Source organism: Telluria sp. RT2P19, assembly GCF_059685725.1.
The window spans coordinates 25165-47779 of record NZ_JCASIL010000002.1 but is presented as its reverse complement, the minus strand read 5'-3'; the positions used below and the strand labels follow the sequence as shown (position 1 = coordinate 47779).

The following is a 22615-nucleotide window of genomic DNA, read 5'->3' as shown; positions in this document are numbered from 1 at the left end:
CCGTGAAAAACCTTTGGAGACGAGAATGAGCCGAACCGCATACATCGCCGGCGTGGGCATGATCCCCTTCGCCAAGCCGGGTGTGAGCAGCCCTTATCATGAGATGGGCGCCGCCGCCGTGCGCGCCGCGCTGCAGGATGCCGGCCTGTCGTACGCCGAGGTCGAGCAGGCCTACGCCGGGTATGTGTATGGCGATTCCACCAGCGGCCAGAAAGCGCTGTACGGCGTCGGCATGAGCGGCATCCCCATCGTCAACGTCAACAACAACTGCGCGACCGGCTCGACCGCGCTGTTCCTGGCGCGCCAGGCGATCGAAGGCGGCGCCGCCGACTGCGTGCTGGCGCTGGGCTTCGAGCAGATGAATCCCGGCGCGCTGGGCTCGGTCTTTGGCGACCGTCCGGCACCGTTCGACGCCTTCGACGCCGTCACCGACCGCCTGGTCGGCAAGCCCGAGATCCCGCTGGCGCTGCGCTACTTCGGCGGCGCCGGCCTGGCCCACATGGAAAAATACGGCACGCCGCTGGCCGCCTTCGCCCGCATCCGCGCCAAGGCCAGCCGCCATGCGCTGAACAACCCGCTGGCGCTGCTGCGCAAGGAGCTGACCGAACAGGACGTGCTCGATGCGCCGGCGCTCTGGCCCGGCGTGATGACCCGCCTGATGGCCTGTCCACCGACCTGCGGTGCGGCCGCCGCGCTGCTGGTGTCCGAGGATTTCGCGCGTCGTCACGGCTTGCGGCGCGACGTCCACATCGCCGCGCAGGCGATGACCACCGACCGCCCCGAGACGTTCGACAGCGCCGACATGATGCGCCTGGTCGGCTACGACATGAGCCGCGCCGCCGCCCGCAAGGTGTACGAGCAGGCCGGCATCGGCCCCATTGACCTCGACGTGGTCGAGCTGCACGACTGCTTCGCCCAGAATGAGCTGATCAGCTACGAAGCGCTCGGCCTGTGCCCCGAGGGCGGCGCGGACCGCTTCATCCGCGAGGGCGACAACACCTATGGCGGCAAGGTGGTCACCAACCCATCCGGCGGGCTGCTGTCGAAAGGCCATCCGCTCGGCGCCACGGGCCTGGCCCAATGCTTCGAGCTGACCCACCAGCTGCGCGGCAGCGCCGGCGCGCGCCAGGTCGACGGCGCCCGCATCGGCCTGCAGCACAACCTGGGCATCGGCGGGGCTTGCGTGGTGACGCTCTACCGGAACTAGCCGGCGCGTCACCGGCGCGGGAAGTGCGATAGCATGGGTCTATTGATATTGCCGAGTGCACGCCGCATGGAAAAACAGGGTGAACTGCGCCGTTCCAAACTGATCGCGCTGAGCTTCTTTGTCGGCGCGGCCGTGCTGTTCGTGATCAGCCTGCTGCTGCCCTATACGTGGTGGACCGGCCTGCTGCGGGCTTTCTCCGAAGCGGCCATGGTCGGCGCGCTGGCCGACTGGTTCGCCGTGGTGGCCCTGTTCCGGCGCGTGCCGATCCCGATCGTTTCGCGCCATACCGCCATCATCCCCAGCAACAAGGACAAGATCGCCGACAACCTGGCGCTGTTCGTGCGCGAAAAATTCCTCGACACCGATTCGATCGTGGGCCTGATCCGGCGCCACGATCCGGTGCAGAAGGTGGCCGAGTGGCTGGTCAAGCCGGCCAACACCGCGCTGATGGGCGCCCACCTGGTGCGCGCCGCGACCTTCATGCTCGACTTCATCGAAGACGCGGCGGTGCAGAACTTCATCCGCCGCGGCGTGCACACGATGGTGAAAAGCGTCGACCTGTCGAAGTCGAGCGGCGCCATCCTCGAAAGCCTGACGCGCGGCCGGCGCCACCAGGAACTGCTCGACGAAGGCATCCGCCAGCTGGCGCGGCTGCTGGACAACGCCGATACGCAGGACTACATCGCGCAAGGCATCGTCGACTGGCTCAAGGAAGACTACGCGTTCATCGAGAAGATGCTGCCGTCGGACCTCATCGGTCGCAAGGGCGCCGACATCGCGGTGCGCCTCGCCGCCGGCGTGCTGGGCAAGGTCGCGGCCGATCCCGAGCACCCGCTGCGCCATCGCTTCGACGACTACGTGGCCGGTTTCATCGAGCGCCTCAAGGACGATCCGGCCTTCCTGGCCAAGGCGGACGACGTCAAGCGCTACCTGCTCGAAGACGAGACCCTGAACACCTACCTCGGTTCGCTGTGGGCCGAGCTGAAGGCCTGGCTCAAGCGCGACCTGGAAAGCGAAGACTCCAGCCTGCGCCGCCGCATCGTCGCCATGGGCGCCTGGATCGGCAAGGTGCTGAGCGAAGACCCGGCGCTGCGCCAGTCGCTCCACGAGAACCTGGAGGCCGCCGCGCGCGGCGTGGCGCCCGAATTCGCGGGCTTCCTGACGCGCCACATCGCCGACACCGTCAAGCAGTGGGACGACCGCGAAATGTCGGCCCAGATCGAACTCAATATCGGCAAGGACCTGCAATATATCCGCATCAACGGCACCATCGTGGGCGGCTTGATCGGCGTGACCTTGTACCTGCTGTCCCACCTGCCCGCGCTCCTGAGCTGAAGGACCCACCATGCACACGCTCTCGCTGAACGACTGGCTGGCCGCCCACCCCGAGGTCGAGCGCATTCCCGAGCGCGACCTGTACGTGGTGGCGCGCTACATGATCCCGATGGATGCCAACCTGGCCCAGGGCTGCCTGGAAGCGTCCGGCATCCCGGCCATGTTGGCCGATGCCCATCTGATGCAGACCGACCTGCTGCTGGCGCCGGCGCTGGGCGGGGTGCGACTGCTGGTCGACGCCAGCAACGTGCGGCAGGCTTACGCCGTGCTCGAAGCGCTGGCGCGCGGCGACTATGCGCTCGACGAAGACGCGGCGGATGGCGAGTGGCGTAAGGCTGAGTAGACCGTGCGCGAATGTGGGGTGGCGCACGAAACAAACTTTGCCGGCGGCGTAAATTTCAGCATGAAAGCGGTAACCAAGCGCGGCAATCGGCCGCTCCCGCATCTACAGGAGAATCATCATGCCCCAAGGTGATAAATCGTCGTACACCGACAAGCAGAAACGCCAGGCCGAGCACATCAAGGAAGGCTACGAGAAGAAGGGTGTCGGCAAGCAGGAAGCGGAGCGCCGCGCCTGGGCCACCGAGAACAAGGTCTCGGGCGGCGGCAAGAAACACTGAAGAATGACGGCGGAAACAACAACGGCCCGGTTGGCGACAACCGGGCCGTTCTGCATGTGGTGGTGATAGGTGGACTTGAACCACCGACCCCAGCATTATGAGTGCTGTGCTCTAACCAGCTGAGCTATATCACCTGAAACTGACAAAAGCAAAAATGGCTTGACTCGTTGGAGAGCCAAGCCATCGCTTGGAATTCTTGGTGGTGATAGGTGGACTTGAACCACCGACCCCAGCATTATGAGTGCTGTGCTCTAACCAGCTGAGCTATATCACCGCAACGACCGATATTATCGGGCGCGACCGGTTGCGTGTCAAGATCGTGGCGTGTTCCGCGCCGAAAAATGTCGCGCTGATATCATTTATTTAACGTGGCCAGGTGGTCCAGCATCGCTCCGGCCGGATCGGGGCCGAGGCAATCGACCACGACCCGATCCGGCATCGCGCGCAACCACGTGATCTGGCGCTTGGCCAGCTGGCGGGTCGCGATGACGCCCAGTTCGCGCAGTTGGGCGCGGTCGATATGGCCATCCAGGTAGTCCCAGGCCTGGCGATAACCGACGCAGCGGATCGACGGCAGCGATGGCGACAGGTCGCCGCGCGCGCGCAGGCGCGCCACCTCGGCCACCAGCCCCTGGTCGTCGCGATCGCCCAGCATCTGGTCGAAACGCAGCGCGATGCGCCGGTGCAGGACGGCGCGGTCGTCGGTTTCCAACCCGAACGACACCAGATCGAACGGCAGCTCGGGCTTGGCGCGCCTCGCCAGCAGGGCCGACATCGGCTGGCCCGACAACTGATGAATTTCCAGCGCACGGTTGATGCGCTGGGCGTCGTTCGGCGCCAGGCGCGCGGCGGTGATCGGGTCGACCGCGCGCAACTTGTCGTGCATGCCGGGCCAGCCGATGCGCGCGGCCTCTGCTTCGATCGCGGCGCGCACGTTCGCGTCCGCCGTGGGCAGGTCGTCGAGGCCGTCGACCAGCCCCTTGAAATACATCATCGTGCCGCCCACCAGCAGCGGCAGCCTGCCGCGCGCCGTGATCTCGGCCACCAGGCGGATGGTGTCGGCGCGGAACTGCGCCACCGAGTACGACTCCAGCGGATCGAGGATGTCGATCAGGTGGTGCGGCACAGCGGCCAGTTCGTCAGGCGTGGGCTTGGCGGTGCCGATGTCCATGCCGCGGTAGACCAGGGCCGAATCGACCGAGATGATTTCGCACGGCGTCGTTTGCGCAATGCGCAGGGCGCTGGCGGTCTTGCCGGACGCGGTCGGGCCCATGATGGCCACGGCCAGTGGTTTTTTCACTTGCGTCATCACTGGCCGCGCAAGAACAGTTTGTCGAGCGCGGAGATGTCGAGCTGGACCCAGGTCGGACGGCCGTGGTTGCACTGGTCGGCGCGCTCGGTGCTTTCCATCTGGCGCAGCAGCGCGTTCATCTCGGGCACTGCCAGGATGCGGTTGGCGCGCACCGCCGTGTGGCAGGCGAGGGTGCCGAGCAGCTCGTTGCGGCGCTCGATCAGCACGCGCGAGCCGCCGTATTCGCGCACGTCGCGCAGCACGTCGCGCGCCAGCGTCTGGGCGTCGGCGTTTTTCAGCAGGGTCGGCACGCTGCGCACCGCCAAGGTGGTCGGCGACAGGGCGGCGATGTCGAAGCCCAGCGCCTTCAAGGTGTCCTGGTGCTCGGTCGCGGTCGCGACTTCGACCGCGTCGGCGTAGAAGGTCACCGGAATCAGCATCGATTGCACCTGCATCTCCTGGCCCTGGGCCTGGGCGTCGAGCGCGTTCTTGATCTGTTCGTACAGGATGCGTTCGTGGGCCGCGTGCATGTCGACCAGCACCAGGCCGCGCGTGTTCTGGGCCAGGATGTAGATGCCGTGCAGCTGGGCCAGCGCGAAGCCGAGCGGGAAGTCGTCGTTCGACAGCGGCCGCTCGGATGCCGACAGGGGCACATCCACCGGGCCCCTCATTGGCGCGGGTGCGGCGCTGGTCGCATCCGGTTTGAACAGGGCGCCATAGGCCTCGGTACGCTGCGCGACACCACCACCCGTCGAAGGATCATCCCAGCGGCTGCCCGCCGGATATGGCGATGGCGAAAAGGTCGACAACTGCGCGCCGAACGTGGTCTGCTCGTGCGGCCGCATCTGCGGCCGCGACGGCGCGTCCGACAACTGCCACAGCGGCGTGCCGCTTGGCCGCACTTCAGCCGCCGTGATCGGCGCCGGCACGCTGCCGTGGGCGGTGGCCGAGGTTTGCGCCAGCGTGCGCTGCACCGCATGGAACACGAATTGGTGCACCGCGCGGCTGTCGCGGAAGCGCACCTCGATCTTCGACGGGTGGACGTTGACGTCGACCAGCGCCGGATCGAGATCCAGCGACAGCACGTAGGACGGGAAGCGGTCGCCGTGCAGCACGTCCTGGTAAGCGGCGCGCACCGCGTGCACCAGCACCTTGTCGCGCACGAAGCGGCCGTTCACGTAGAAGAACTGGCCGTCGGCGCGCGCCTTCGAGGCCGTCGGCAGGCCGACGTAGCCGTGCAGGCGCAGCGGACCGGCCGACTCGTCGAGTTCGAGCCGCGCCTCGGCGAAATCATTGCCCAGGATGTGGGCGCTGCGCTTGGCCGCTTCGCTCACGTTCCAGTGGTCGATCGTGCGGCCGTTGTGAGACAGGCTGAACGCCACGTCGGGCCGCGCCAGCGCGATGCGGCGCACGACTTCGGCGCAGTGGCCGTATTCGGTCTGCTCGGATTTCAGGAACTTGCGCCGCGCCGGGGTGTTGAAATACAGGTCCTGCACGTCGATCGTGGTGCCGAAGGCGCCCGATGATGGGGCCACGGTGCCCTCGTGCGAGCCGACGATCTCGAAGGCGTGCGCGGCGGCGGGCGTGCGCGAGGTGATGCGCACCGAGGCCACCGAGGCGATCGAGGCCAGCGCCTCGCCGCGAAAGCCCAGCGTGCCCACGTTCTCGAGGTCGTGCAGCGACGAGATCTTGGAAGTCGCATGGCGCGCCAGCGCCAGCGGCAGCTGTTCCGGCGCGATGCCGCGGCCGTTGTCGGTGATGGCGATGCGCTTGACGCCGCCTTCTTCCAGGCGCACGGTGATCTGGGTCGCGCCCGCGTCGAGCGCGTTTTCCAGCAGTTCCTTGACGACGGCCGATGGCCGCTCGACCACTTCGCCGGCGGCGATCTGCGAGATGAGCTGGTCGGGGAGCTGCTGGATGGGACGGTGGGTCGGGGCAGGGGCGTTCATGGTGCGATTATATCGCGCGTTCACGGTCCGGAATCGGCGCCCCGGATCGTCCTTGCCTTATTGTTGCTCGCGCACGGGGATCGGCACATTGCACAGGTCGATCGCGCCGGCCGCGACCTTGGTCCACGGACCACCGCGGTTGCGCTGCGCCTCGATCACGGCCTGGAAGGCGGCGCTCTCGGTGCGCATCACCTCGAGCTTGCTGCGCTCGGCCGGCGGCACGTCGGCCGCCAGGCGCACGCTGGCGATCGGGGTGCGCTGCCCGGCCTTGTCGTAGAAGCCGAGGGCGGCCGTCCCGCGCGGCATCACGGTCAACAGCGGCATGCCGGACACGATGCGGCCGACCACGGTGATATTGCGGTCCAGGTGGCGCGGCGCATGGCCGATCACGGTGTACAGCTGCGAACCGTTGCCCGTGTTGGATGCCTCGTCGCGCGCCACGCCGACCATGGCATAGCAGTGCGGCAGCCAGGCCTGGCCGGCTTTCGGGTCGCGCGCCACCGGGAAGCCGTTCACGTGGCCTACTTGCGGCGCGTAGACGTCGCGCTCCTTCAGTTGCGTGAACTGGCCGGTGCCCCTGGCGGGCACGGTGAATTCGGCATCCACCGTCCTGGCCGCCTTGAACGGGCGCGGCGTTTCCTCGTCCGGGTCGCCCCATTGCACGACGAAGCCATCCTGCGCGCGCATGACCCACAAGCCATCGAAATAACGCTCGCGCACCAGTGCGCGGATGTTCGCCGCCGCCTTCGGCGCGAAGGTCGGCGCCAGCTCGAGGACGACACGGCCGGCCGGCAGTTCCATGTACAGCGTGTTCTCGGGATCGAGAAGGCGCCAGTCGCCCGGCTTGGACGCCTTGACCACGTCCGCCACCGACGGCTTGGGCGGCAACTCCTTCTCGGACCTGGCTGGCGCCGCAGCGGCACTGTTGGCAAGCAGGGCCAGCAGTGCGGCGCCCAGGACTGGATGGATCGAGGTCACCGCTTTCACGTGTTCTCCTTTTGGTATGTGTATCGAGCAATTGTAGTCGAGTGCGGCAGGATGTCGCTGTTGACAATTGATATAAATAAAACAGCAAAAGACGCAAATTCAGCGCCTTTGTTGCTGCAACTCACTCAAGTTAGCCGAACAGGGTCCGATAAGTAGAGGGTAAGCACATTACCTGGAACCCCATGCGTAACCTGATCGCACTATTCGCCCTGAGCCTGGTCACGGCCGTGGCGAATGCGAACAATGCAACTCCGACGACCAAGCCTGCGGCCGAGAAGCCCGCGGCCATCGCCTCGATCAAGCCGAACCTGCGGCCGACCGCGGCCACCCCTGCTGCCGCCCAACAATCCGAAGACGACGCCGAAGTCGACCTGTCGGTCCGGATCGCCGAAAAGCTGGCCGAACTGCGCGCCAAGCAAGCCCTGCGCGCCGAGGACGCCGCACGCGCGCGTCGCGCCGCCGAGGCCAGGCGCAAGAAGGAAGCCGCCGCCATCGCCGCCGCCGCGGCCGAAGCCGCCAAGCCGAAGAACGGCACCCACTGGACGTATGAGGGGGAGTTCGGTCCCGAGAACTGGTCGAAGATTAATACCGCATGGGCGTCGTGCAATACCGGCAACCGCCAGTCGCCGATCGACCTGCGCGATGGTATCAAGGTCGACCTGGAACAGATCACCTTCGACTACCACCCGAGCGCCTTCAACGAGATCGACAATGGCCATACGATCCAGGTCAATGTCGCCGGCGGCAATTTTTTGAGCGTGGGCGGTACGACGTATGAGTTGCAGCAATTCCACTTCCACCGTCCGGGCGAAGAGCGGATCAATGGCAAGGGCACCGAGATGGTCGTGCACCTGGTGCACAAGAGCTATGACAACAAGATCGCCATCCTGGCGGTACTGCTCGAGCGTGGCGACGCCAATCCGATGATCCAGACCGTGTGGAACAACCTGCCACTGGAAAAGCACATGACGGTGACGCCGTCGATCGTGCTCGATGTGAACGAGATCTTGCCGGCGCGGCGCGATTACTTCACCTATATGGGATCGCTGAGCGAGCCGCCGTGCACCGAGAATGTGTTGTGGTTGGTGATGAAGCAGACCATGACGGCGTCGCCGCAGCAGATGGCCCTGTTTTCGCGCCTGTATCCCTTCAATTCGCGGCCGGTACAGCCGAGTAATGGGCGGATGGTCAAGGAATCGATGTAAAAAAAACGCGCCGGGGCGCGTTTTTCATGAAGCCTCCGATCGCACGTCGTCAGGAAATGCGATACCGGCCTTCCCACACGGCACCCGGCGCCAGCTCGAGCGGCGTCAACTGCGCCGGCTCGATGCAGACAAACCGCTGGTACTCGTCGTCTTCCATATCGGCCAGCGCCGCCGTATCGGCCGCGCCCGGATTCCACACCACGGCATCGCTGAAGCCCTCCTGCTCCAGCGTCAGCACGCGCGCCCAGGTCCCCAGGGTAATGCCGTCACCCACATTCTCATAGACCACGTCGAGCTTGTCCGCAATCGACAGCGTTCCCGCTTCGAGCCCCTCGATGCGCACGTCCGCCAGGTGCGGCACCAGGTGATAGGCATGCAGCGCCGCCGCGAACGGGAAGGGCGCCGCGCCGGTATTGCGTACACTGAACGCCATGTCCAGCTGGTTGGCGCGCACGGACACGCGCAGGGCCAGCGCGAACGGGTGCGGCCAGGCGCCAGCCGTCGCCGCCGGCAAGTCAGCCTCGGTCAGCCCGAACACCGCCCACGCCGCGCCATCCTCGATGCCATGCTGCTCCAGGCGCCAGGTGCTGACCCGCGCAAAACCATGCCGCATGCCGTCGCCGCGCTCGGCGAATTGGGGAAAGATGACCGGCACGCCGCCGCGGATCGCGCGGCTGCCGTCGAGCGCGGAGCGCGTGCTGAGGAACATGCGCTCGCCGCCATCCGCGCCGTGCCACGACACCAGGTGGCCGCCGTACAAGGTAACGACGGCGCTGGCGCCGTCCGGCGCCGTGATGCGAATCGCGGGCAGTTGCCCAAAGGTGATGTTTTCCATTATCAGGTCTGGCGGCTCTTGGCCATGGGCGGGTTGTCGGCGAAATAGCGGCGAATGCCATTCGTGATCGCATTGGCCAGCTGGTCCTGGTAGGCGTCGTCGTTCAGGCGCGCTTCTTCCTGGGGGTTGGAGATAAAGGCGGTCTCGACCAGGATCGAGGGAATGTCCGGCGCCTTCAGCACGGCGAAGCCGGCCTGCTCGACCGAGGCCTTGTGCAGGCGGTTGATGCCGCCGATTTCCTTCAGCACGGCCTTGCCGAGTTTCAGGCTGTCGTTGATCTGGGCGGTGGTCGACAGGTCGAACAGCACGCTGGCCAGGTGCTTGTCGGCGGTGCCCGTCAAGTTGGCACCGCCGATCAGGTCGGCCTTGTTCTGGTCATTGGCCAGCCAGCGCGCCGCGCTCGAGCTCGCGCCTTTTTCCGACAGCACGAACACCGACGAGCCGCGCGCCGTCGGCGAGATCCAGGCGTCGGCGTGGATCGAGACGAACAGGTCGGCCTGGACCTTGCGCGCCTTTTCCACGCGGGTGCCGAGCGGCACGAAGAAGTCGCCATCGCGGGTCAGCATGACGCGCGTGTTCGGCATCTGCTCGAGCTTGGCCTTGAGGCGCTTGGCCACGGCCAGCACGATGTCTTTCTCGCGGCTGCCCTTGGCGCCGATCGCGCCCGGATCCTCGCCGCCATGGCCCGGATCGAGGGCGATGGTGATCATGCGCGCCACCTTCTGCGCCGGCGCCGGGGCCGGGCTGCGGGTCGGCGGCGGCTGCACCGGCTGGGCTGGCGGCGTACCCTGCAGGCCCGATATTTCGGATTCCAGCTTGGCGATTGCATCCGGGCCGGCATTCGGCTGGGTGCGCGGCGCGGCCGGCGGCGGCGTGGGGATCTGCACCGGCGGGGTGCCGGCCGTCGCCGGATTCGGCGACGCGGGCGCGCCGGCTACCGGCGTGCCGGCGACCGGGTCGCCCAGGGCCGGCTGGTCGGCCGCCAGGGTCGTGGTCGGCCCCGGGCTCCAGTCGCCCTGCTGGATCAGCGCGGCGATCGGGTCCACCGGGGCCGCCGGATACAGGTCGAACACCAGGCGGTGCTGGTAGCCGGCCACCGGCGCCAGGGTGAACACCTGCGGCTTGATCTCGGCCTTCAGGTCGAATACCAGGCGCACCACGTTCGGCCGGTTCTGGCCGACCCGCACTTGCTTGATGTAGGGATCGTTGGACTCGATCTTGGCCACCAGGCTCTTGAGCGTGGAACTCAGGGCGAGGCCGTCGATATCGACGACCAGGCGCGGTGGATCGGGGATCAGGAAGTGTTCGGCCTTGAGATTGGTGTCGTTTTCCAGCGTCACCCGGGTGTAGTCGGGGGCGGGCCAGACGCGCACGGCCAGGATTTCATTGGCGCGGGAAGACAGCGGGATAACGGACAGCAGCAGCGTGCCGCCGGCCTTGAGCAAGACACGGCGACGCGAGGACGAAGGCGTCACGCGGGCGGCTGGGGCGGCAGAAGGGGAGCGAGACGGTCGAGGCATAGCAGGCCTAATTCGGACAACGCCTGCAATTCTACATCACGGCCGGGCCCGCTAACGTTGAGCAAGACACGCAAGTCGGGCGGTGGCAACACCGGATCGCCTTTTTCAGGCCACTCGACGATACAAACATTGCGCCCGTCGAAATCTTCGCGAAAGCCCGCGTCCAGGAATTCTTCCGGACTCGACATGCGGTACAGGTCGTAGTGGATGACTTGCAAAGGCTTCCCTTCCAGCATCACCTGATACGGTTCCGACAAGGTGTAGGTCGGGCTCTTCACCGTGCCGGTATGGCCGGCCGCGTGCAGCAGCGAGCGGGTGAGGGCGGTCTTGCCGGCGCCCAGGTCGCCATGAAGGTAGATCACCAGGCCCGGTTGCAGGGCGCGCGCCAGGGCGGCGCCGAGGGCGGCGGTAGCGGATTCGTCAGGCAAATAGCGCTGCAAGTGGGAGGTGGAAGGCGGCATCGAATAAAATAGCGAGTTGTAATGCGTGTCTCTCTTGCGAGTTTCCCTGCGGTATGTCCATTCCCCCCAATCCATCAGCCGACCTGCCCCAGCTTGCGCGCGCCATCAAGGCGTGGGGCGCAGAGCTCGGCTTTGCCGACGTACGCATCGCCGACGTCGACCTGGGGCACCTGGAGGCCGGCCTGCAAGCCTGGCTGGACGCGGGTTACCACGGCGAGATGGATTATATGGCAAGCCATGGCATGAAGCGTGCGCGGCCCGCCGAACTGGTGCCGGGCACGGTGCGCGCCATCGTCGCGCGCATGGATTACCTGCCGGCCACGCGCGACGCAGACTGGCGCGCGCAGGAACGGTTGCGCCAGCAGGATCCGGATGCCGCCGTGGTCTCGGTCTATGCCAGAGGCCGCGACTATCACAAGGTGTTGCGCAACCGCCTGCAGTCGCTGGCCGGCCGCATCCAGGACGCGGTCGGTCCGTTCGGCTTCCGGGTGTTCACCGATTCGGCGCCGGTGATGGAATTGCCGCTGGCCGAGAAGGCGGGCCTCGGCTGGCGCGGCAAGCACACGCTGCTGCTGTCGCGCGCGGCCGGGTCGACCTTCTTCATCGGCGAAATTCTGGTCGACCTGCCGCTGCCCGTCGATCCGCCGACGGGCCAGCATTGCGGCGGGTGCCAGTCCTGCATCGACCTGTGCCCGACGCAGGCGATCCTGGGCCCGGGCAAGCTGGATGCCCGGCGCTGCATCTCCTACCTGACGATCGAGCTCAAAAGCAGTATCCCAGAAGACATGCGGCCCCTGATCGGCAACCGCATCTATGGCTGCGACGATTGCCAGGTGGCCTGTCCGTGGAACAAGTTTGCGCAGCGGGCGTCGGTACCGGATTTCGACGAGCGCAACGGACTTGGCGAAGGCGACCTGGTCGGCCTGTTCGCCTGGGACGAGGAAGAATTCAACCGCCGCATGGAAGGCAGTCCGATCCGCCGGATCGGCCACGAGCGCTGGTTGCGCAACCTGGCGGTGGGATTGGGAAATGCTGCTGAGAAAAAGCGCGGAGATGCTGCCATCGTGGCTGCCTTGCAATCCCGGCTCGGTCATCCTTCCGGGCTGGTGCGCGAGCACGTCGCCTGGGCCCTGGCGCGCCACGCCGCCTGAGCCTGTCAATACCTTGTATAAGCTTCAGAGCTCGATGCGCTTCAGGCGCAGGGCCGACCAGTCGCCGTCGATCGAGATCATCGCCACGCCGGTGATGCCGTTTTCCTTGGCATAGGCATTGATCGAATCGCGGTTGATGTCGGTGGCCTTGGCGGCGGTCTGCTTGAGATAGGCAATCCACAGCGAACCCTTCTCGCCCAGCTTTTGCCTGGCGATCTCGAGATAGTGTTCGAGGTCCTTCTGGTGCATGCAAAACATCAGGATCACGTCGAAGGGACCGTCGCCCTCCTTGACCAGCTCGGCCGGCATCTGGGCGGCGACGTTCGGATTGGCCTGCCCATTCAATACCAGCATCGACTTCGCCGTTCGTAAAAACATCTTGTCTGCAACTGTCTTTTCGTTCATTGGAGTTTCCTAAAAGAGAGTTTGCATCGCGGCGCCCGGGGCCGCGGCGCGTTCAAGACTATTTTACAAGGCTTCCTTCGTGGAGCAGGAACGCTTGACGGTAGGAACCATCAGGAAAAAGAGAAAGCCGCGCGAGCGCGCCGGCCGGTTTTCCTTGGCGCTGTGCGCGTTAATTCGTTTTTTTCCGACGGCACGTTGCGCACTGGATGATTGCGGCCAGCAATTGCGCTGGCGTACGCAGGGCGCCGTCATCCAGGAAGCGCTGCCAGCCCGAATAGTTCACCAGGTAGCGACTGGCGACGCCATTGAAGCGCTTGATCCAGGTCTTGAAGCGGGCATGCCAGCCATTGACGTTATTCAGGTGGATCGCGCCGCGCGCCTTGACCCCGGCGCGCAGATTGACGGCCTCGTGCACGGCCCCGGCATGGTCGGCGAAGACCCGGTAAGCGGCCGCCGAATCGCTGATCAACACTGCGTCCGGCGCCAGCACCGGCCGCAGGCAGGCGATGAGTTTCACGGCGCTGACCGGCCCGCGGCCAGTGTGAAAGTCCAGTGTCTGCCGGCCCCGGTCGCGTGCGACGAGCAGGCACTCGTGCTCGCGGCTGATGCCGCGCCGCGTCGCTACGCCGCCGCGCCGCCGCGCGGGACGCGTCAGGTGGCGCGAGCCCTTCTGCGATTCGAGCAGATAGGTTTCGTCCGCCTCGACCATGCCTTCAAGGCGATCTGGACGCTTGCGCGCTGCGCCCGGTACGAAACGGTGGCGCCAGCGGAAGCTGGTGCTGCGGTGCACGCCGACGAGCTCGGCTGCTGCACGGACCGTGCGCGAATCGAGCACGCATTGCAGGTACGGTAGCCAGGCGGCCTTCTTGCGCAGGCGCGCCAGCGGCGTGTTCGTCAGCGCATTGAAGCTGCGCCGGCAAGCCAGGCAGCGCCAGCGCTGCAGGCCGCTGGCCGCACCGCAACGATGGACACGCGGACATTGGCAATGCGGGCAGCATGGGGTGGCCGCCGCCTGGGCGATGAGGTGCAGGCACTCGCCAGGGTGAACGATCGCCGCGATCCAGGCGCGCAACCTGGCTACCTCGTCGGTATGCAGGTGCAGGGAGGTCAGCGCGGCAAATACTTCTTCGAAGACCAAGCCTTGCATCATTGCCACCTGATGAGTTAACTCGACAGTGGCTGAGACCGGCGCGAATGGGAAAGGTTCGCATAACTAACGCGAACAGCGCCTTTTACTTCAACAAACCCGCCAGCTCGACCGCAGTTTTCACCTGCATCTTGTCGAAGATATGTGCGCGATGCACTTCGACCGTTCGCATGCTGATGCCCAATTTATCTGCTACAACCTTGTTCATCATGCCTGCCAGGATCAGGTCGAGCACTTCGCGCTCGCGCGCCGACAGCGTGGCCAGGCGCGCCTGCACACCGGCCGAGGCGGCCGCCTTGCGCGAGGCGGCCAGCGCCTCTTCGACCCGGTCCATCAGCTGGTTGTCGTTGAACGGTTTTTCGAAAAAATCAAAGGCGCCGCGCTTGAGCGAATCGACCGCCATCGGCACGTCGCCGTGGCCGGTCAGGAAGATCACCGGCAGGCGCGGCAGCAGGCCGCGGCCGATCAGGGCGTCGAACACGGCAATGCCGTTCATGCCGGGCATGCGCACGTCGAGCAGCACGCAGTCGCCGCTGACGTCGAGGTCTTGCAGGGCGTCGAGGAACTCCTGGCCGCCCGCGTAGCCGCGCGCGGGCAGGCCGCGCGATTCGGCCAGCCAGGCGAGCGAATCGCGAATGACATCTTCGTCGTCGACGATGTGCAGCATGCAGGTCTCCGTAGTGGCAGGTGGTGCTTCCCGCCTTGTTCTTGTCGTAAAGATGGCGCGCCGAGGAATGCACCCGTGCGCCGCAGACGGGATTTTAGCCCAGCGCCCGGCTTGCCGCTTGGGCCGGCAGCGAAAAAGTGAACACGGTGCCGCCCGCCGGGTGCGGCGCATGGCTCAGGGTGCCGCCGTGGAACTCGATCGCGGTGCGGCAGATCGATAGCCCCATGCCCATGCCTTCGGCCCGGGTCGAGTAGAACGGCGAGAACAGGCGCTCGGCCACTTCGGGCGAGATGCCATGGCCGCGGTCGATCACCGAGACCGCCACCTGCTCGTCGGTATGGACCGCCTCGATGCGCAGCACGCGCTGGTCCGGCACGGTGTCCTGCATGGCCTGGATCGCATTGCGCGTGAGATTGAGCAGCACTTGCTCCAGCAACACGCGGTCGGCCAGCACCGGTGGCAGGCCCGGCGGCAGTTGCACCCGCAGCGCGACGCCGGCCTGGCGCGCCTGCAGTTCGATCAGCGCGTGCACGCTGGCGATCACGCTGCGGATCGTCACCTCCTGGCGCAGCGGTTCGCGCTTCTTGACGAACTCGTGCACGCTACGAATGATCTGCCCGGCGCGCTGGGCCTGCTGGCGCGCCTGTTCCAGCGCATGGCGCAGCATGCCCGGCTTGACGTCTTCGCCGGTGCCGGCGGCGCGCTCGAGCATGTTCAGGGCGCCCACCGTGTAGCTGGAAATCGCCGCCAGCGGCTGGTTCAGCTCGTGCGCCAGCATCGACGACAGCTCGCCCATGGTGGCCAGGCGCGCGCTGGCCTGCAGCTTTTCTTCCTGCTGGCGGTTGAGCTCCTCGACCCGCTTGCGGTCCGTGATGTCGAGCACCGAGCTCATCCAGCCGGTATGGCGGCCGTCGACGTCCACCAGCGGCGCTTCGAACACCAGCACCGGCACCCGGGTGCCGTCGGGCCGCTGGAACACGGTCTCGAATTGCGGCGTGACCTTGCCCGACAAGATGCCCTGGAAGCGCTCTTCATATTCGGCCGTCGCTTCCGGCGCCCAATAGGCCATCGGCGGTTTCTTGCCGACCAGTTCCTCGGGCGGGTGCCCGACGATCTGGCAAAAGGCCCGGTTCACATAGGTGACGCGGCCCTCCAGGTCGCGCGCGCGCAAGCCGGTGAGCAGGGAGTTTTCCATCGCCGTGCGAAACGCCATCTGCTGGCGCAGCGCGGCTTCGGCCGCCAGCGTGCGCGAGATGTGGCGCCACAATGCTGCCAGGCTCATCAGCAGGCCCAGGGCCAGCACGATCACCGAGCCCACCAGCAAATTGGGCAGCAGTTGCGGCGCGCGCTTGACGCTGTCGGTGGACAGCACCAGCTGGGCGCCGGGCAGGTCGAGCGCGCGCTGGTGGGTGTACACCCCCCGTCCCGGACCGCCGGCGGCGCGGCGCGCCACCGACTGTTCGTCGCGGTCGAGCAAGGCCAGGGCGTTATCCTGGGCGAACCACCAGGGGACGGTTTCGTCGAGCAGCACTTGCAGGCTGTAGGTGGCGACCAGGCTTCCGATGAACTCGCCGTTACGCATCAGGGGCAGGTAGAAATCGATCAGGCCGTGGGTCGACGGCGTCGCGCCATACGGTTCACTGTAGCGTCCGCGCCGGATCGAGCGCGCCATTTCGCCGGCCAGGGTCGTGGTCTGGGGCAGGCCGGCGGCCGGCAGGTCGGCGCCATGGCTGGCCAGCACGACGCCGTCGGCGCCGCTCCAGACCACGCGCACCAGTTCCGGACCGTTGACGAACATCTGCCGGAAGCGTGCCTGCAACTTCTCTGGCGGCAGTGGCGCCACTGCCAGGTCGGCGCCCAGGGCGCTGAGCGCGTCCTCGCTGCGCGCCAGCTCGAAGCGCAGGGTTTGCTCGACCCACAGGGTATCGGCAATCAACTGTTCCTGGCGTTCGTTGCTTTCCATCTGGCGCGCCTGCCAGGGTAGCCAGATCAGCACGGCGAGGAACAGCAGCACCAGCAGCATCGGCACCAGCCAGCGCCAGAACCGCCAGGCGCGGGTACGCGCACGCGGTTCCGACATTGACTGGGCGAACGGAATTTTCATGCAAGAATCCTGGTTTGGTTAAACTGTCGTGCTGTTGTGGAAGTCCACGATGGCCGTCAGCATCGGTGCGGCACAGAATGGTGTTGTGCCGTGCATCCGCCAGTATAAGAGCCTATCGCGGCAAGGACCGGCTCCGAGGTTTTATGAGAAAGAATCAAACCGTCATGCAGATCAAGACCCTGGCCGCCCAAGCGCTCTTCGTGCTGGCGGCGGCCGCGAGTTTCAATGCCTGGGCACAGGGGCCGATCGTCATCAAGTTCAGTCACGTGGTGGCGCCCGACACGCCCAAGGGCCGGGCCGCCGAGCGTTTCAAGGAGTTGGCCGAGCACATGACGCGTGGCCAGGTCAGGGTGGAAGTGTATCCCAACAGCCAGTTGTACAAGGACCGCGAGGAGCTCGAGGCCCTGCAACTGGGGGCGGTGCAGATGCTGGCGCCCTCGCTGGCCAAGTTCTCGCCGCTGGGCGTGCGCGAATTCGAGGCGTTCGACCTACCCTATATCTTCCCGGACAAGGCGGCGCTGTACAAGGTGACCGAGGGCAGGATCGGCCGCGACCTGTTGCGCAAACTCGAGCCCAAGGGCATCACCGGCCTGGCATTTTGGGACAACGGCTTCAAGATCATGTCGGCCAACCGCCCCTTGAATTCGCTCAAGGATTTCGAGGGATTGCGGATGCGTATCCAGGCGTCAAAGGTATTGGACGCGCAGATGCGCGCGCTGGGCGCCCAGCCCATGACGCTGGCCTTTTCCGAAGCCGCGCCGGCGCTGCGCGATGGCGTGGTGGAGGGCACCGAGAACACGCCGTCGAATATGTACACCCAGCGCATGCACGAAATGCAAACGCACCTGACGGTGTCCAACCACGGCTATCTGGGTTATGCGGTGATCGTCAACAAGAAATTCTGGGATGGCTTGCCGGTCGCCACCCGTAATACCCTGGCGCGTGCGATGCGCGAGGCCACCGCCTACGAGAAAAAGATCGCCCAGCGCGCCAATGACGAGGCCATGGAAGCCATCCGGCAAGCCGGCACCACGGCCATCCATACGCTGACGCCGGCCCAGCAGGCTGAATGGCGCCGCGCGATGCAGCCGGTGGTCGGCCAAATGGAGGGTCGCATCGGCAAGGAAACCGTGCGTGCGATCCTGCGCGAGGTAGGCCGCTAGGGCCGTGTCGTGTCATACGCGCACCTGATTTCCACAAACGCGTTTTGTTTATAAGTAAAATAATTTTCCGAATTTGTGGCCGAAAAGATACATTTTCCATAAGCACTTGCGTTATCATGGGGCCCATACGCACTGTGATGGTGCGCAGCAGTGCCAACAACAAGCAAGAACAAGAAAAGAGCGGCAGGCAAGGTTTTTGGGGGAGCATTGATAAAAGCACGGTATTCATACCGGAGACATTCGAGGAGACACCACGTTTGACAGAAGTCGCTGGCAATGACCAAGCGGCCGGAAACGTGACCCGAATTGGAGCGCACCCGAGGGTGCGCTTTTTTTTCGTCTCGACAAGGCTATCGCTGGCCGCTTCCGCGCCGCGCGGTTAAGATGCGTGGGCAACACTTCGCTCAGTAGCCCATCAAGATGAAGACCGATCCAGCCAGCCAGATTTTCAACGCCATCGTGCCCGCGCCCTTCGGTGCGCTGGGCATCCGCACCGCTGACGACAAGCTGCGCGAAGTGGTGTACCTGCCGCCGTCCTTCGAAGAGAAGGACGCGGACAGCGCCATCGCGCAAGCAGCCGCGCAGCAGCTCGCGCGCTACCTGGCCGACCCCGACTTCGCGTTCGACCTGCGCCTGATGGAAGCCGGCACCGAGTTCCAGCGCAAGGTGTGGCAAGAAATCAGCGCCATCCCGCGCGGCACCGTGCGTACTTACGGGCACTTGGCCAAGGTGATCGGCTCGCATCCGCGCGCCGTGGGCCAGGCGTGCGGCGCCAACTGGTTTCCCTTGGTCATCCCCTGCCACCGGGTCACGGCAGCCGGTGGCCTGGGCGGCTTCTCGAACCAGAACGACGAAAACGGCTTCCACCTGTCGGTCAAGCGCTGGCTGCTGCGACACGAAGGCGCCACCGCCGCTCCATGGCAGCAGCAGTCGATCTGGCCCTGATCGACGAGTTCTGCGACACGCTCTGGCTGGAACAGGGCCTGGCAAAGAACTCGCTCGACGCCTATCGGCGCGACCTGCGCCTGTTCGCCGGCTGGCTGGAGGCCAGGCGTCCCGGCCGCGGCCTGCTGGCCGTGGGCGCGGACGACCTGAGCGCCTACTTCGCCGAGCGCCATCCGGAGTCGCGTCCGAGCACGGCCAACCGCCGGCTGTCGGTATTCAAGCGCTTCTATGGCCTGGCGCTGCGCCGCGGGCAGGTCGCGACCGATCCCTGCCTCAAGATGCCGTCGGCGCGCCAGCCGACCCGCTTCGTGCACACCCTGACCGAAGACCAGGTCGAGGCTCTGCTGAAAGCGCCGGATGTCGCCACACCGCTCGGTTTGCGCGAGCGCACGATGCTCGAGCTGATGTATGCCAGCGGGCTGCGGGTATCGGAACTGGTGGCCCTCAAACTGATCGAAGTAAGCCTGAACGATGGCGTATTGCGCGTGACCGGCAAGGGCAGCAAGACGCGCCTGGTGCCGTTCGGCGAAGAGGCGCGGCGCTGGCTCGAGCGCTACCTGAAGGACGCGCGCGGCATCATCCTCAATGGCCAGGTCGACGACGCATTATTCGTCACTGGCCGCGGCGGTCCCATGACGCGCCAGATGTTCTGGATCCTGATCAAGAAACATGCGCAGAAGGCCGGCGTGTCCGGTCCCCTGTCGCCGCACACGCTGCGTCACGCCTTCGCCACCCATTTGCTGAACCATGGCGCCGACCTGCGCGTGGTGCAATTGTTGCTGGGGCACGCCGATATTTCGACGACCCAGATCTACACCCACGTCGCGCGCGAACGCCTGAAACGCCTGCATGCACAGCATCATCCCCGCGGCTAGTCATTGAGAAGCTCTAAGCCGGGATTGCCACGGTAGTCCATAATGCGTGTAAAGGCAGCAGTCTTTTCGATCAACCACATCGAGGTAACTATGGCACGGACAAATTTTTCGTACGAAAAGCGGCAAAGGGAACTCGACAAGAAGCGCAAGGCGGAAGACAAAGCCAGGCGCAAGCTCGAAGCAAAGAACACGCCAGCGGCGGACGGCGCGGAACAGCAGCCCGACAGCGATGCTGACGACGAAGCAGACGACGCTGCGCAGGGCGAAGAGCGTTCTCCCGCTGCGGCGCCGTCGGGCCAGGCCTGAGTGGCCAGCCAAGAACAGGATTGCGCGCGTGCTCCGTCGAGTCGACGATGGAGCCCCTGGCGCATGATGGAACTATAAGCATCTATAACGGTCTGAGCTATCTGGATGCGACAAACTGTCGGTTGGCCGGTGCGAATGGCGGTATGACGCGATAGGGCGCATGCCGCCCTGGCGTTTGCGGGCTCGCAAACGGTCTGGCCTGCGACGCCATGACAATGGCAGTCTTGTCTGCGTGATGATTGTCGTTGCCAGAGCGAAAGGCCGTGGTCGTGAACGAACCCTTATTGCAGCAAGGCGTACGCCCGCCCACGCCGCCGCTCGAAGCCCGGCCCGGTGGAGACGCGCCAGAAGTTTTCAGCTGGCTCCACCATTTCGTCACCGCACTCGAGCTGGCGCCGGCGGTCGCCGTGCACTCAATGGACCAGGCTGGCACCGTCCGCTTCTGGAACCACGCCAGCGAAGAGCTGTACGGCATTCCGTCCAGCGAGGCGGTCGGCAAGCCGTTCCGCCAACTGGTCTGCCACCCCGACCACCAGGAGGCCTTCGAACAGGCGATCGCCGCGATCTGGCGCAGCGGCCAGGCGCCGCCGGCGCGCGACTGGCAGGTGCAATCGCGCGCCGGCCGTCGTCATTGGGTTTATTCCTGCCACTACCCGGTCAAGCACGGCAGTGTCATGCAAGAGGTGTTTTGCATGGAGGTCGACATCACGGCGCGCAAAGAGGCCGAGAGCAACCTGGCGCAGGCGGCCCAGGTCTTCCAGAACGCGCGTGACGCCATCATCATGATGGATGCCGAATACCGGGTACGGGCCGTCAACGGCGCCTTCACCAGCATTACCGGGCATGCGCCCGGGCACATCCTGGGCCAGTCGCTGGCCAGCCTGGGCTGGGATGCCGACGACGGCTTCTACGAACGCATCTGGTCCGAACTCGACGGGCAAGACCACTGGGAAGGCGAGCTCGCCAGCGTGCGCAGCAATGGCGAGCGCTATCCGGTGCGGGTGGCGCTGACGGCGATCCGCGACGCCCATGGCGACGTCTCCAGCTATATGGCGATGCTCACCGATATCAGCGAGCGCAAACGGCTGGAGGAGCAGGTGCGGCACCAGGCCGAGCACGACGCGCTCACCGGCCTGCCCAACCGCATCCTGTTTCTCGACCGCCTGCACCAGGCGCTGGCCACCTGGCGCCGCCAGCACCATCGCTGCGCGGTGATGTTCCTCGACCTGGACAAATTCAAGGCCATCAACGACACCCTCGGCCACCAGGCCGGCGACGCCGTCCTGCGCGAAGTCTCCGCGCGCCTGCGCGCCTGCGTGCGCCGGGTCGACACCGTCAGCCGCCTGGGCGGCGATGAATTCGTGGTGCTGCTGGCCGACATCAAGGGCGCCGACCAGGCCGCCCACGTGGCCGGCGCCGTGACCCAGGCGCTGGCGCGGCCCATCGACGTCGGCGGACAGCAGGTCGCGCTGTCGGTCTCGATCGGCATCGCGCTGTGTCCCGACGATGGCGTTGACGTCGAAGCCCTGCTGCACCACGCCGATGTCGCGATGTACCACGCCAAGCAGGATGGGCGCGATACCTTCCGCTTCTTCAGCCCGGCGATGAACGCCCACGTGATCGAGCGGGTCGAACTCGAGAACCGGCTGCGCCAGGCGATCGACGCTGGCGAATTCGTGCTCGAATACCAGACCGAGATCGAGGTGGCGAGCGGCCGCGTGGGCACGGTCGAAGCCTTGCTGCGCTGGCGGCATCCCGAGCGTGGGCTGCTGCTGCCGCACGCCTTCCTGCCGGTGGCCGAAGAGTCCGGGCTGATCGTCCCGATCGGCGAATGGGTGCTGAAAGAGGCTTGCCGCCAGGGCCGTGCCTGGCGCGATGCGGGTTTTCCGGTCACGGTCGCGGTCAACCTGTCCGATGGTCAGGTCGCCCACGCGGGCTTGCTGCCGGCGGTGGACGCCGCCCTGCAGCAGGCCGGCCTGGCGCCTGGAGCGCTCGACCTGGAAGTCACCGAAGACGCGTTGATGCGTGGCGAACCGGCTTTCGCTACAGCGGCTGCCTTGCGCGACCGTGGCGTACAGCTGAGTATCGATCATTTCGGCACTGGCACGTCGAGCCTGGAAGCGTTGCGCCGCTTTCCGCTCACCAAGCTCAAGATCGACCGCAGCTACGTGGGCGACGTTGGGCACGATCCGGTCGATGCGGCCATGGTGCCGGCCATTATCGCGGTGGCGCGCAGCCTGGGCTTGCGGGTGGTGGGAGAGGGTGTGGAGACAGCCGAGCAGCTCGATTTTCTGCGGCGGCACGGCTGTGACGAGTACCAGGGGTTTTATGCCAGTGTCGCTACTTCGCAGCCCGATTTATCACCGCACCCTGGGTAAGATGGCCACCGCGGTGATGGTTGGCCGCGAGACCATCCGGCGCGATATCGGCGCGAATAAAAAG

Annotated in this window: 21 protein-coding genes and 2 tRNA genes; 11 read left to right on the top strand and 12 right to left on the bottom strand. The window is 65.9% G+C overall.

Annotation, left to right across the window (positions count from 1 at the left end):
- Nucleotides 1-25: 25 nt before the first annotated feature.
- The 4 genes from AC56KW_RS02330 to AC56KW_RS02315 all read left to right on the top strand — a co-directional run bounded on the left by AC56KW_RS02330 (nt 26) and on the right by AC56KW_RS02315 (nt 3162).
- Nucleotides 26-1207 carry a lipid-transfer protein gene (locus AC56KW_RS02330; protein WP_497169117.1) on the top strand — a complete coding sequence of 394 codons (1182 nt, stop codon included), beginning with the start codon at nt 26-28 and terminating at the stop codon, nt 1205-1207.
- A 66-nt stretch (nt 1208-1273) separates the two neighbouring features.
- Complete coding sequence (locus AC56KW_RS02325) at nt 1274-2542, top strand: DUF445 domain-containing protein (protein WP_497169116.1); 1269 nt, start codon at nt 1274-1276, stop codon at nt 2540-2542.
- A 10-nt stretch (nt 2543-2552) separates the two neighbouring features.
- The gene (locus tag AC56KW_RS02320) at nt 2553-2885 is read left to right on the top strand and encodes a putative signal transducing protein (RefSeq protein ID WP_497169115.1); all 333 of its coding nucleotides are present in this window, start codon (nt 2553-2555) and stop codon (nt 2883-2885) included.
- A 118-nt stretch (nt 2886-3003) separates the two neighbouring features.
- The gene (locus AC56KW_RS02315) at nt 3004-3162 is read left to right on the top strand and encodes a hypothetical protein (RefSeq protein ID WP_005665369.1); all 159 of its coding nucleotides are present in this window, start codon (nt 3004-3006) and stop codon (nt 3160-3162) included.
- A 57-nt stretch (nt 3163-3219) separates the two neighbouring features.
- Here the strand turns inward: AC56KW_RS02315 and AC56KW_RS02310 are convergent.
- The 5 genes from AC56KW_RS02310 to AC56KW_RS02290 all read right to left on the bottom strand — a co-directional run bounded on the left by AC56KW_RS02310 (nt 3220) and on the right by AC56KW_RS02290 (nt 7389).
- A tRNA-Met gene (locus tag AC56KW_RS02310) sits at nt 3220-3296 on the bottom strand.
- Between the two features lie 63 nt (nt 3297-3359).
- A tRNA-Met gene (locus AC56KW_RS02305) sits at nt 3360-3436 on the bottom strand.
- An 81-nt stretch (nt 3437-3517) separates the two neighbouring features.
- Nucleotides 3518-4471, bottom strand: coding sequence for a tRNA (adenosine(37)-N6)-dimethylallyltransferase MiaA (gene miaA, locus AC56KW_RS02300; RefSeq protein WP_497169114.1), 954 nt, complete (start codon nt 4469-4471; stop codon nt 3518-3520).
- Nucleotides 4471-6402, bottom strand: coding sequence for a DNA mismatch repair endonuclease MutL (mutL, locus tag AC56KW_RS02295; RefSeq protein ID WP_497169113.1), 1932 nt, complete (start codon nt 6400-6402; stop codon nt 4471-4473). Before mutL ends, miaA begins: the two co-directional genes overlap by 1 nt.
- Nucleotides 6403-6459: 57 nt before the next feature.
- Entirely contained in the window at nt 6460-7389 is a 930-nt protein-coding gene (locus AC56KW_RS02290) for a peptidylprolyl isomerase (RefSeq protein ID WP_497169112.1), read from the bottom strand.
- A 182-nt stretch (nt 7390-7571) separates the two neighbouring features.
- Here AC56KW_RS02290 and AC56KW_RS02285 point away from each other — a divergent pair, with 182 nt between their 5' ends.
- On the top strand, nt 7572-8594 hold the full coding sequence (locus AC56KW_RS02285) for a carbonic anhydrase (RefSeq protein ID WP_497169111.1): 1023 nt from the start codon (nt 7572-7574) through the stop codon (nt 8592-8594).
- Between the two features lie 49 nt (nt 8595-8643).
- Here AC56KW_RS02285 and AC56KW_RS02280 read toward each other — a convergent pair whose 3' ends face one another.
- From AC56KW_RS02280 to tsaE, 3 genes are read right to left on the bottom strand one after another with little or no spacing between them, the layout of a single operon-like run.
- Complete coding sequence (locus AC56KW_RS02280) at nt 8644-9429, bottom strand: D-hexose-6-phosphate mutarotase (RefSeq protein WP_497169110.1); 786 nt, start codon at nt 9427-9429, stop codon at nt 8644-8646.
- 2 nt (nt 9430-9431) lie between these two features.
- On the bottom strand, nt 9432-10949 hold the full coding sequence (locus tag AC56KW_RS02275; RefSeq protein ID WP_497169109.1) for an N-acetylmuramoyl-L-alanine amidase: 1518 nt from the start codon (nt 10947-10949) through the stop codon (nt 9432-9434).
- Nucleotides 10901-11410 carry a tRNA (adenosine(37)-N6)-threonylcarbamoyltransferase complex ATPase subunit type 1 TsaE gene (gene tsaE / locus AC56KW_RS02270; protein WP_497169108.1) on the bottom strand — a complete coding sequence of 170 codons (510 nt, stop codon included), beginning with the start codon at nt 11408-11410 and terminating at the stop codon, nt 10901-10903. Before tsaE ends, AC56KW_RS02275 begins: the two co-directional genes overlap by 49 nt.
- Before the next feature lie 53 nt (nt 11411-11463).
- Between tsaE and queG the strand changes: the two genes are divergently transcribed.
- Entirely contained in the window at nt 11464-12561 is a 1098-nt protein-coding gene (gene queG / locus AC56KW_RS02265; protein ID WP_497169107.1) for a tRNA epoxyqueuosine(34) reductase QueG, read from the top strand.
- Nucleotides 12562-12585: 24 nt separating this feature from the next.
- Here the strand turns inward: queG and AC56KW_RS02260 are convergent, their stop codons facing one another.
- The 4 genes from AC56KW_RS02260 to AC56KW_RS02245 form a co-directional block, all read right to left on the bottom strand.
- Entirely contained in the window at nt 12586-12966 is a 381-nt protein-coding gene (locus AC56KW_RS02260; RefSeq protein ID WP_497169106.1) for a class I SAM-dependent methyltransferase, read from the bottom strand.
- Between the two features lie 169 nt (nt 12967-13135).
- On the bottom strand, nt 13136-14113 hold the full coding sequence (locus AC56KW_RS02255; protein ID WP_497169489.1) for an IS1595 family transposase: 978 nt from the start codon (nt 14111-14113) through the stop codon (nt 13136-13138).
- Nucleotides 14114-14198: 85 nt separating this feature from the next.
- Nucleotides 14199-14780 (bottom strand): response regulator transcription factor, encoded by a 582-nt coding sequence (locus AC56KW_RS02250; protein ID WP_497169105.1) that lies wholly within the window; start codon nt 14778-14780, stop codon nt 14199-14201.
- 94 nt (nt 14781-14874) lie between these two features.
- Nucleotides 14875-16884 carry a two-component system sensor histidine kinase NtrB gene (locus AC56KW_RS02245; protein ID WP_497169104.1) on the bottom strand — a complete coding sequence of 670 codons (2010 nt, stop codon included), beginning with the start codon at nt 16882-16884 and terminating at the stop codon, nt 14875-14877.
- Nucleotides 16885-17048: 164 nt separating this feature from the next.
- On the opposite strand from AC56KW_RS02245, the gene AC56KW_RS02240 reads away from it, so the two are divergent.
- The 5 genes from AC56KW_RS02240 to AC56KW_RS02220 all read left to right on the top strand — a co-directional run bounded on the left by AC56KW_RS02240 (nt 17049) and on the right by AC56KW_RS02220 (nt 22551).
- Nucleotides 17049-18047: a TRAP transporter substrate-binding protein gene (locus AC56KW_RS02240; protein WP_497169488.1), complete on the top strand. Its 999-nt coding sequence runs from the start codon at nt 17049-17051 to the stop codon at nt 18045-18047.
- Nucleotides 18048-18467: 420 nt separating this feature from the next.
- The gene (locus tag AC56KW_RS02235) at nt 18468-18992 is read left to right on the top strand and encodes a methylated-DNA--[protein]-cysteine S-methyltransferase (RefSeq protein ID WP_497169103.1); all 525 of its coding nucleotides are present in this window, start codon (nt 18468-18470) and stop codon (nt 18990-18992) included.
- On the top strand, nt 18965-19867 hold the full coding sequence (xerD, locus tag AC56KW_RS02230) for a site-specific tyrosine recombinase XerD (protein ID WP_497169102.1): 903 nt from the start codon (nt 18965-18967) through the stop codon (nt 19865-19867). Before AC56KW_RS02235 ends, xerD begins: the two co-directional genes overlap by 28 nt.
- Before the next feature lie 42 nt (nt 19868-19909).
- The gene (locus AC56KW_RS02225; RefSeq protein WP_497169101.1) at nt 19910-20173 is read left to right on the top strand and encodes a hypothetical protein; all 264 of its coding nucleotides are present in this window, start codon (nt 19910-19912) and stop codon (nt 20171-20173) included.
- 269 nt (nt 20174-20442) lie between these two features.
- Nucleotides 20443-22551 carry a putative bifunctional diguanylate cyclase/phosphodiesterase gene (locus tag AC56KW_RS02220; RefSeq protein WP_497169100.1) on the top strand — a complete coding sequence of 703 codons (2109 nt, stop codon included), beginning with the start codon at nt 20443-20445 and terminating at the stop codon, nt 22549-22551.
- Nucleotides 22552-22615 lie beyond the last annotated feature (64 nt).